Source organism: Rhizobium cerradonense, assembly GCF_030182455.1.
Classification (GTDB): Bacteria; Pseudomonadota; Alphaproteobacteria; order Rhizobiales; family Rhizobiaceae; genus Rhizobium.
In genome coordinates this window covers 262,989-272,786 of sequence record NZ_JAQJCK010000004.1, presented here as the reverse complement: position 1 = coordinate 272,786, position 9,798 = coordinate 262,989, and the positions used below count along the sequence as shown (strand labels likewise).

The window sequence follows — 9,798 nt, the reverse complement described above, 5'->3', positions numbered from 1 at the left end:
CACCATGTCCTCGCTGTCTTACAAACTCTGAGCGACGCTTATGGTTCGGGCAGCCAGATCATTCCCGCCGTCGTCGGCACGCTGGAGGTGGCTCCCGCCAACCCAGGCGGCCCTCGGGCATCCAGCGGATGCGGGCTGATCGTCAGGCAATCGACAAGGGCCGCGAGGGCAGGCATCACAGCCTTTTCAGCAGATCCAACAACCCGCCATCGCAACCGCGGCGGCCGATGACCGACAGCCCTACCGGTCCGCCATCCATCTTCCCGGCCGGCATGGAAATCTGCGGCAGGCTGGCGTGGCCGGCGATCGAGAGGAGGCCTATGGCCTGCTGCCGGTAGGCGTCGAATATCTCTTGCGATGAATCCCTGCGCGGCGCAGGACCCGGGCCCGTGGGGATGATCATCACCAAACCGCCGGCAAGTGCCGCGTCCATTGCAGTAGCAATTTCGTGGCGCACCGCATCGACCTTGGCAAAGGTCTCGTCGCTGACGGATCGCGCCACGGCGAAACGCGCGGCGATGTCAGGCCCGAGGTCGACATCATGCGCCTCGATCCAGCCGCCCAGCGCGTTCCATGCATCATAGCCCTGCCAGAAGCGAAAGGCTTCTGACCTTTCTTCCGGCCCGACGATCGGCAACGGATCGGTAACGGTTTTGTCGAACAACGCCGCGATCTTTTCCGCCATCGGCCGCAGCAATGCGGCAAGTCCCGGATCGACGCCCGTCCAGATATCCGAAGGCAGCCAGGCCGTCGAAAAATTCGCCTCGCCGGCAAGACCAAGGGCGCGACCGACGCGAACCAGCGTTTCGACATCGCGGGCAAACCAGCCAAGCGTATCGAAACCGGGGCTGAGCGGCACCACGCCGCCCATGTCGATCGCCCCATGACTGGGCCGCATGCCGAAAATGCCGTTGAAGGAGGCCGGCAGCCGTACCGAGCCGCCGGTATCCGTCCCCAGCGCGAATTCCACCAGGCCGGCGGCCACCGCCGAAGCCGAGCCGGAAGAGGAACCACCCGGCACACGGTCGGGCGCGGCGCTGTTCAGCGGCGTGCCGTAATGCGCGTTGGTGCCCATCAGACTATAGGCAAATTCATCCATATGCGTCTTGCCGGCGAGCACTGCCCCCTCTGCCAGCAGTCGGGCGACGATAGGCGCATGCGCTGCCGCCGGGCCATGGGCGCGCCGCCAGATCGGATTGCCGTTGCCGGTGATCCGCCCTTCGACATCGATATTGTCCTTGGCAGCAAAGGTCAGCCCCGCCAACGAGCCGCTATCCGTGGCGCGGACGGGTTGTGCGAAGAGCTCGATGAAGGCATTGGCGGTATCGATCAGAGGCATGGATGCATGTCCGTGAAGGCGGGAATATCAAGCTAGCCGCATTCCGTCCTTCTAACAATGACGGCACTACCTTCCGATGAGCAATCTAGCGCTCACCGCATCAAAGGACACCCCAGCCGCGATAGCGCCCGCGTCCGGTCATCTCGCGCACACCGAGTTCCGTCACCAGATTGAGGGCGCCACGGGAAGTGACGCCGACATGGCGGGCAACCATGCTGGCGGAGACGATGGGCCGGGAAAGCACGATCTCGATGACGCCGGGCAAACTGCTGTTCGACCGCCGATCCTTGAGCCGCTGTTCCATCTGTATCTTGGCGAGCGACAGGCGATCGAGCTCCTTCAGCCCCGCTTCGGCCGATAGTGCCATGGCTTCAAGAAAAGCGGTCAATCGCATGGTGCCATCCGGCGAGCGGCGGCGCTCCCGCCGTACGGATTTCAGCCCGGTATTGAGGCAGAAGAGGTGCGACGTGACTTTGCCGCGACTGCGAAGATAGGCGCTGACGAGCAGGCTGCCGAGCCAATGCTGCCGCCGCAGCGGCTCGATCCGCTCCCATGCATCGAACAGCACGGCGCCACCCAAAGCCGGCGGCAGGAGATCGGCCTGGTGGATGACGGCGCGCCAGGTCTCCAGCCGCTCGTTCTCGTCCCAATCGTCGTCACGGATCAGGCCGAGCGGATCATCTGCCATCACCGTCCTGGCTTCGGGAATCTTTCCATCCAGCACCTGGCCGGAGCGGGCGATGACGGCATCGATCTCGGCAAAGTCCATGCCGAAATCATCATCATCGTCATCCTCCTCCTCTTCCATTTCCGCCATCTCGACAGAGATGGGGCGCGGAGTGGCCGTTTCCTCGGCGTCGCCGATGTCGCCGCGCAGGGCGGCAATGCCAGCCATTCCCAGCCCCCAGTCCGGCTCGGCGCTCCACAGCCGTCGCCGGGCGCGCAGCACAGCATGCGCAATGACCAGCTCATGCGTCGGCGCGCGAGCGTCGACATGTGCATCATGCAGTACCAGATCCTCGACATGCACCAGTTCGCCGCCAACCCAGAGCGCGCCAACGGCATCGAAAAAATGCCCGCGCTCACGAAAACCGTTGCCGACAGCATGCCGCAACGCTCGCTCATCCAGCCGCGCCAGCATATCCTCTGCCCTGGTCATCGCGGGCAGAAGTGTCGTCAGCGGCAAGTTCGCAAGATCATATCGCATTGGAATCCCATGATTGATTTGATCTAACGGAAGTTAACACCCCTAACGGCATCGGGATAGAAAGCAGCCTCTTTCAACTGTGGACGGTACTTCCTATTTTCCTCTTGACCTTCCAGTAACAGGAAGGTTCATAAACCTAGCCATGCTCGCTTCCGAGCGCTGGAGTTTCCGATGGCATTCCACGACGAACATGACCACCTCCATCATCATCACGATGCGCCGCAGGATGCGGTGATCCGCGATCCCGTCTGCGGCATGACCGTCGATCCCAAGGCGGGCAAACCATCGCTGGACTATCGTGGCCATACATTCCACTTTTGCAGCGAAGGTTGCCGCGACAAATTCGAAGCAACGCCTGAAAATTACCTGACGGCGAAAGACCCGGTTTGCGGCATGGATGTCGACCGCGCGACCGCGCGACATTTCCTGAAGCATGAGGGAGAGAAATTCTATTTTTGCTCCGCAGGCTGCAAAGCAAAATTCGAAGCCGACCCGGTGGCCTATCTTGGTGACGAAAAGCCGACACCGAAACCCATGCCGAAGGGCATGCTCTATACCTGCCCGATGCACCCCGAGGTGATCAGCGATCATCCCGGCGATTGCCCGATATGCGGCATGGCCCTCGAACCGATGGGGGTGCCAGCCGCCGATAAAGGCCCGAACCCGGAGCTTGTCGATTTCACCCGACGCCTCTGGATGAGCGCTGCCCTGTCGCTGCCGCTGTTGATCCTCAGTATGGGGCCGATGTTCGGCCTCCCCCTGCGCGACCAAATCGGCGAGCCCACCGCCACCTGGATCGAGCTGGCGCTCGCGACCCCGGTCGTGCTCTGGGCCGCTCTCCCCTTCTTCCGCAGGGCGTGGAATTCGGTTCTCAACCGCAGCCCTAACATGTGGACCCTGATCGGCCTTGGCGTCGGCACGGCCTATCTCTACAGCCTCGTGGCGACGCTTGTGCCCGGCATTTTCCCTATGAGCTTTCGCGGCCATGGCGAGGCTGTGCCCGTTTATTTCGAAGCCGCTGCGGTCATCGTCGCCCTGATATTTGTCGGCCAGGTGCTGGAGCTGAAGGCGCGCGAGCGCACCGGCTCGGCGATCCACGCGCTGCTCGACCTCGCGCCCAAGACCGCCCGCCGCATCGGCGCCGACGGCAGCGAGACCGACGTTCCTGTCGATCATATCCAGGCCGGCGACCGACTGCGCATTCGGCCCGGCGAGCGCGTGCCGGTGGACGGCTCCGTTGCCGAGGGACAGTCGACCATCGACGAATCGATGATCACGGGCGAGCCGCTCCCGGTCGAAAAGACCGTGGGCGATGCGCTGACCGGCGGCACGATCAACAAGAACGGCACGCTGATCATGATCGCCGAAAAGGTCGGCGTGGAAACGACACTATCGCGCATCGTCGAGTTGGTCGCCAAGGCGCAGCGGTCCCGCGCGCCGATCCAGACGATGGTGGATCGTGTTTCGGCCATCTTCGTGCCCGCCGTCGTGGTTGCAGCCATCATCGCCTTTGCGGTCTGGGCCTTTGTCGGACCGGAGCCGAGGCTGGCGCATGCACTGCTCGCCGCCGTCGCCGTCCTGATCATCGCCTGCCCCTGCGCATTGGGGCTTGCCACGCCGATGTCGATCATGATCGCCACCGGCCGAGGCGCGCAGGAGGGTGTGCTGGTGCGCGACGCCGAGGCGCTGGAGCGCTTCGCCAAGGTCGACACGCTGATCGTCGACAAGACCGGCACATTGACCGAGGGCAGGCCAAACCTGACCGATGTCGTCCCCGCCGCCGGCGTCGACGAAACCCGCCTGCTGTCGCTCGCAGCCAGCCTGGAGCGCGGCTCCGAGCATCCACTGGCCGAAGCGATCGTAACCGGCGCACAGGAGCGCGGCGCGAGCCTTTTCGACATATCCGGCTTCGCGGCAAAGACCGGCAAGGGCGTGGAGGGCCGCGCCGGCGATACGGCGATCGCCCTCGGCAATGTCGCGATGATGGCCGATCTCGGCGTTGCGACCGACGCGCTGCAGGCTGAAACCGAGCGTCTGCGCGGTGACGGCAAGACCGTGATGTTCGTCGCCTTCGATGGCCGGTTGGCCGGCGGCGTCGCCGTTGCCGACCGGATCAAGCCGACGACAGCGGCCGCCATCAAGGCACTGCACGATAGCGGCTTGAAAATCATCATGGCAACGGGTGACAACGCCCAGACCGCCAAGGCCGTCGCTGCGCGTCTCGGCATCGACGAAATCCGCGCCGATATGTTGCCCGAAGGCAAGAAGGCGCTGATCGACGAGTTGCGGGCCAAGGGCAATGTGGTTGCCATGGCCGGTGACGGCGTCAACGACGCGCCGGCGCTGGCCGCAGCCGATGTCGGCATCGCCATGGGCACCGGCGCCGATGTCGCGATGGAAAGTGCCGGCATCACCCTGGTGAAGGGCGATCTCAATGGCATCGTCAGGGCACGGCACCTTTCGGAAGCCACGATCCGCAACATCAAACAAAACCTGGCCTTCGCCTTCGGCTATAATGCTCTCGGCGTGCCGCTTGCCGCGGGCGTGCTTTACCCGGTCTTCGGCCTGCTTCTATCGCCGATGATCGCGGCGGCGGCCATGAGCCTGTCCTCGGTCTCGGTCATCGCCAACGCGCTGCGGCTGAGACTAGAGCATCCCACTTTCAGGCGGAACCGCCTGTAAGCGGATAAGATGCTCTAGATTCAAAAGACTAGAGCGCCGTGCGTTCAAACGAACGCACGGCGCTCTACCGAAATAAGGAGAGTCCACATGAATATTGGCGAAGCATCGGGCCGCTCCGGCCTGCCGGCAAAGACGATCCGTTACTACGAGGATATCGGCCTGATCCGCCCCGATCGAGGCGACAACGGCTACCGCGACTACGGGTCCGACGACGTGCACAAGCTACGCTTCCTGCACCGCTCTCGCAGCCTCGGCTTCTCCGTCGACGAGTGCCGGCAACTGCTGGCGCTCTACGAAGACAAAAGCCGTGCCAGCGCCGACGTCAAGGAAATCGCCACATCGAAGCTCACCGAGATCGACCGCAAGATCCGCGAACTGACCGAGCTGCGCCGCACGCTGGAACATCTCGTGCATGCTTGCCAAGGCAATGAGCGCCCGGACTGCCCGATTCTGGAGGAACTGTCGGAGGGGTGAGGTTGCCCAGCCACCCGCCCTCGCTCTTCGAGGCTCCGGCTTCAGCCTCCGCACCTCAGAGTGAGGGCTGATCTTCTCGCCAGCCACCTGACCTTCTGACGCCTTTCCGTCGCACTCTCTCCGCCTCATTCTGAGGTGCCCAGGCGATGAAGCGTTAGCGAAGCGACAGGGCCTCGAAGAACGAGGCGGCCACCGCCCCCTATCTTTAGTTTACCCGCTCCACCGCAATCGCCGTCGCCTCGCCGCCGCCGATGCAGAGTGCGGCGACGCCCCGCGTTGCACCCTGGCGCTCCAGCGCGTGCAGCAGCGTCACGATCAGCCGCGCGCCCGTAGCCCCGATCGGATGGCCCAGCGCACAGGCGCCTCCATTGACGTTGAGGCGGTCGCGGGCAATGCCGAGGTCCTTAGCGGCGGCCATGGCGACGACGGCGAAGGCTTCGTTGATCTCGAAGAGGTCGACATCGCCGACCTTCCAGCCGGTCTTGTCCAACACCTTGCGGATCGCCGGAATCGGCGCGGTCGTGTACCACGCCGGCTCCTGGCTATGGGTGGCATGCGCCTTGATCTCGGCGAGGATCGGCAGTCCCTCACGCTCGGCGATCGAGCGTCGCGTCAGCACCAGCGCAGCCGCGCCGTCCGCATTGGCCGAGGCACTGGCTGCGGTGATGGTACCGTCCTTGCGGAAGGCCGGCTTCAGCGCGGGGATTTTTTCCGGCGAGACTTTCTGCGGATGCTCATCCTTAGCGATCGTCACCGGTCCGCCCTTGGCAGCAACGGAAATCGGCGTAATCTCGGCCTCGAATGCCCCTGTCTCGATCGCTTTGCGCGCCCGCGTCAGCGTCTCGACGGCATAGGCATCCTGATCGTCACGGCTAAACTGATAGGCTTCGACGGCCAACTCGCCGAAGTCGCCCATCGAGCGGCCCTTCTCATAGGCGTCTTCCAGCCCGTCGAGCATCATGTGGTCGAAAATGCGGTCATGGCCCATGCGATAGCCGCCCCGCGCCTTGGCGAGCAGATAGGGCGCATTCGACATCGACTCCATGCCGCCGGAGACCGCGATCGAGGCGGAACCGGCAAGTATCAGGTCATGCGCCAGCATGGTCGCCTTCATGCCGGAACCGCAGACCTTGTTGATCGTGGTGGCGCCAACCGCATCCGGCATTCCCGCGCCGCGCGCCGCCTGCCGCGCCGGTGCCTGCCCCTGCCCCGCCGGCAGGACGCAGCCGAACAGCACCTCGTCCACCTTCTCCGCCGACAATCCGGCACGCTCCAAGGCAGCACGGATGACATGGGAGCCGAGTTCCGGCGCCTGCAACGATGACAATTCGCCCTGGAAACGGCCGAGCGGCGTGCGCGTAGCGGAGACGATAACGACAGGATCGGTAACGGACATGATGGCTCCTCGCAATCTGCAAGTTAAGGGATCAAGCTATTGCTATCACGTTAGATGATGTTCGTCATGTAAATATCGCGGAAACATTTCTTCGGACGAAGTGCCCGCTATTGCCCGATCCCGACTACCGCGATGATTGTCCTCCTCGTGGATATATTCTAAGGATATCCATCACTAAAGAAATGGATATCCCATGCCTCTCTACATCAAAGACGATGCCATCGATCGATTGGCCCGGCGCTACCAGGCGCTGACCAAAACGTCCACCAAAACCGAAGCCGTGCGGCTGGCATTGCAAAAGGCGTTGAACGAGGAGCTTGCCAAGCCGTCGCTTGTCGATATCGCCGTCACTTTCTGTCGTAACCTGAAGCAGAAGGCCGGCACCAAGGCGGATGCTCTTTCGGAAGGGGATGCCTGATGTTTGTCGATGCCTCGGTGCTTTCCGCAATGATGACCGATGAGGAAGAAGCCCGCAACTTTGCCGCCCGCATGCAGGCTGCGACCGCGCGCATGACGTCGCCGCTAGCGGTAACCCAGGCGGCGATCAGCGTCGCCGGCCGTCTTGACCTCACAATCGTCGACGCCGGGAATGCGGTCCGGACGTTTCTGGAGCTGATGAACATCCAGCTTCTCGCAATTCCGCCGCGGGCCGCCTTTCTGGCGATCGAAGCTCATGAGCGGTACGGCGAGGGTCGCCATCCGGCGGCTCTCAGCCTCGACGACTGCATGACCTATGCCTGCGCCCGCTATTATCGCCAGCCGCTTCTGTTCCGGAGCGATGCATTCGCCCAGACCGATATCGAGGTGGTCTAACCTGTCTGCTTCGAAACTACTGCCCAGGGCAAAGCGAGGTGGGACCGGCGGCGTATGTGTTCGAAACGCCAACGGCGTTTGGCGCCGCCGCGCATTGCAGCCTCGATATCGCATCGCCCGCTCTGATCGGGCCGGTCACAGACGGATCGGTGTTGATCGTACCATCCGGAAGGATTGCGTCCTTGGAATGGTCAAAATTGCCGACGTCGGTCTGGATTGCCTGTGCGTCGAACGTTGTGGTGCGATGTTTATGCGCCGGCCCCGCCATGGCGACGCTGGACATTCCGATGACGAGGGCCGAAATGGTAAGAGCTTTAAGCAGCATAAGACTGCCTCCCATGGGCGTTGAACCTCTATTCATATGGGAGCCTGTAACCCGATTTACAGCGGCGGGCAGGTCAAATATCGCAATTATTTGAAAGCCATGTTCATGTCTTGATGCGATGCCGCGACACCTCCGCACCCGCATCATGCGGCAAGCGGAGGAAGCGCAGCGACGAGACCGCGCCAATGAGGCAAACGACCAGAAAAGCCCAGTGAAAATCGACAAGGGAAAGCGTCTCTCCCCCATGGATGATGCGCGAGAGATTGAGCACGGCGGCGGCGACGGCAACGCCGAGCAACAGCGAGACCTGCTGCAGCATGCTCGAGAGCGTCGAGGCGGAACTGCGCTGCGCCGCATGGATATCGGCAAAGCCGAGCGTATTCAGCGCCGTGAAGTTCATTGAACGCGACAGGCCAGCAATGAATAGCAGGCAATATATCAGCAGATCCGGCGTCGACGGCGACAGAAACGCGCATCCACCGATGCTGGCCGACGAGATCAGGCCATTGACAACAAGCACGTTGCGGAAGCCGAAGACTTTCAACATCTGCGTGGTGATCGCCTTCATGCCGAGATTGCCCGCGAAGTAGAAGAGCAGATAGGTGCCGGCGTCGATCGCCGTACGCCCGAAGCCGACCTGGAAAAGCAGCGGGATCAGGAAGGGCGTGGCATTGATCGCAACCCGGCTTGCCGTTCCCGCCGAAAGCGTCGACATGGCGAAGGTCTGCACCTTGAAGGCGGAGAGATCGAGCAAGGGCGCATCGACCCTCATGAAATGCCGGGTGGCGATGACGGAGAAAACCACGCCGGCGGCAATGAGCCCGATGCTGGGCGCCAATCCCGTCGTCCCCTGGACCACGAACTCCAGACCGGCCAGCAGGAAGGTCAGCCCCGCCGCCGATTGCAGGAAGCCGATGAAATCGAGCCGCGCGACCTTTTCCTCCCGCTGATCCGGCACGAAGCGCAGGACGAGGCCGAGGCCGATGATCCCGATCGGAATATTGATCAGGAAATTCCAGTGCCAACTGAAATAGGTGGTGATGAAGCTGCCGAGCACCGGGCCGATGACCGGAGCCGTCAGCGCCGGCCAGGTAATCATCGACACGGCATGCACCAGATCGGATTTGCGCGCGTTTTTCAGCACGATGATGCGACCGACCGGCGTCATCAACGCGCTGCCGACGCCCTGTACGGCGCGGGCAATGACGAATTCGAAGAGATTGCCGGAGAGGCCGCAGAACAGCGACGCCACGGTGAAGATGGCGATCGACGCCAAAAACACCCGCCGCGCGCCGTAGCGGTCGCCGGCCCAGCCCGCCAGCGGCACGAAGGCCGCCATCGTCAACAGATAGACCGTAATGCCGATGCTCATCGACACCGGCTGGATGCCGAAGGTCATAGCCATCTGCGGCAATGAGGTCGTGACGATGGTGCCGTCCAGAATCTGCATGAAGAAGGAGACGGCGACAACCAAGGCGATGATGCGGGACTGCCGGCCGAAACTTGCTTCGGAAGGCTGATCTGTGGTCCGGGCAATGGTCATGACATGAAATTTCAGAGAA

Annotated in this window: 10 protein-coding genes; 4 read left to right on the top strand and 6 right to left on the bottom strand. The window is 62.8% G+C overall.

Annotated features, from left to right (window positions below; all coding sequences use genetic code 11):
* Positions 1–38: 38 nt before the first annotated feature.
* From PH547_RS11920 to PH547_RS11910, 3 genes are all read right to left on the bottom strand, one after another.
* The gene (locus PH547_RS11920; protein ID WP_285168318.1) at positions 39–176 is read right to left on the bottom strand and encodes a hypothetical protein; all 138 of its coding nucleotides are present in this window, start codon (positions 174–176) and stop codon (positions 39–41) included.
* Positions 176–1,339, bottom strand: a complete 1,164-nt coding sequence (locus PH547_RS11915; protein WP_285168317.1) for an amidase — start codon at positions 1,337–1,339, stop codon at positions 176–178. Before PH547_RS11915 ends, PH547_RS11920 begins: the two co-directional genes overlap by 1 nt.
* A gap of 100 nt (positions 1,340–1,439) precedes the next feature.
* Positions 1,440–2,546 carry an RHE_PE00001 family protein gene (locus PH547_RS11910; RefSeq protein WP_285168316.1) on the bottom strand — a complete coding sequence of 369 codons (1,107 nt, stop codon included), beginning with the start codon at positions 2,544–2,546 and terminating at the stop codon, positions 1,440–1,442.
* 171 nt (positions 2,547–2,717) lie between these two features.
* Between PH547_RS11910 and PH547_RS11905 the strand changes: the two genes are divergently transcribed.
* Positions 2,718–5,228, top strand: coding sequence for a heavy metal translocating P-type ATPase (locus tag PH547_RS11905; RefSeq protein ID WP_285168315.1), 2,511 nt, complete (start codon positions 2,718–2,720; stop codon positions 5,226–5,228).
* A gap of 87 nt (positions 5,229–5,315) precedes the next feature.
* Positions 5,316–5,702 (top strand): Cu(I)-responsive transcriptional regulator, encoded by a 387-nt coding sequence (gene cueR, locus PH547_RS11900; RefSeq protein ID WP_104824736.1) that lies wholly within the window; start codon positions 5,316–5,318, stop codon positions 5,700–5,702.
* Positions 5,703–5,907: 205 nt separating this feature from the next.
* On the opposite strand, the gene PH547_RS11895 is transcribed toward cueR, so the two are convergent.
* On the bottom strand, positions 5,908–7,098 hold the full coding sequence (locus PH547_RS11895; protein WP_285168314.1) for an acetyl-CoA C-acyltransferase: 1,191 nt from the start codon (positions 7,096–7,098) through the stop codon (positions 5,908–5,910).
* A gap of 193 nt (positions 7,099–7,291) precedes the next feature.
* On the opposite strand from PH547_RS11895, the gene PH547_RS11890 reads away from it, so the two are divergent.
* A complete protein-coding gene (locus PH547_RS11890; RefSeq protein WP_104824739.1) occupies positions 7,292–7,516 on the top strand; it encodes a type II toxin-antitoxin system VapB family antitoxin in 225 nt (74 codons plus the stop codon).
* The gene (locus tag PH547_RS11885) at positions 7,516–7,911 is read left to right on the top strand and encodes a type II toxin-antitoxin system VapC family toxin (protein ID WP_104824740.1); all 396 of its coding nucleotides are present in this window, start codon (positions 7,516–7,518) and stop codon (positions 7,909–7,911) included. The genes PH547_RS11890 and PH547_RS11885 overlap by 1 nt, the downstream gene beginning before the upstream one ends.
* 16 nt (positions 7,912–7,927) lie before the next feature.
* On the opposite strand, the gene PH547_RS11880 is transcribed toward PH547_RS11885, so the two are convergent.
* Positions 7,928–8,236, bottom strand: coding sequence for a hypothetical protein (locus PH547_RS11880; protein WP_104824741.1), 309 nt, complete (start codon positions 8,234–8,236; stop codon positions 7,928–7,930).
* Positions 8,237–8,339: 103 nt separating this feature from the next.
* The gene (locus PH547_RS11875) at positions 8,340–9,779 is read right to left on the bottom strand and encodes an MFS transporter (RefSeq protein WP_104825260.1); all 1,440 of its coding nucleotides are present in this window, start codon (positions 9,777–9,779) and stop codon (positions 8,340–8,342) included.
* Between the last annotated feature and the right edge of the window lie 19 nt (positions 9,780–9,798).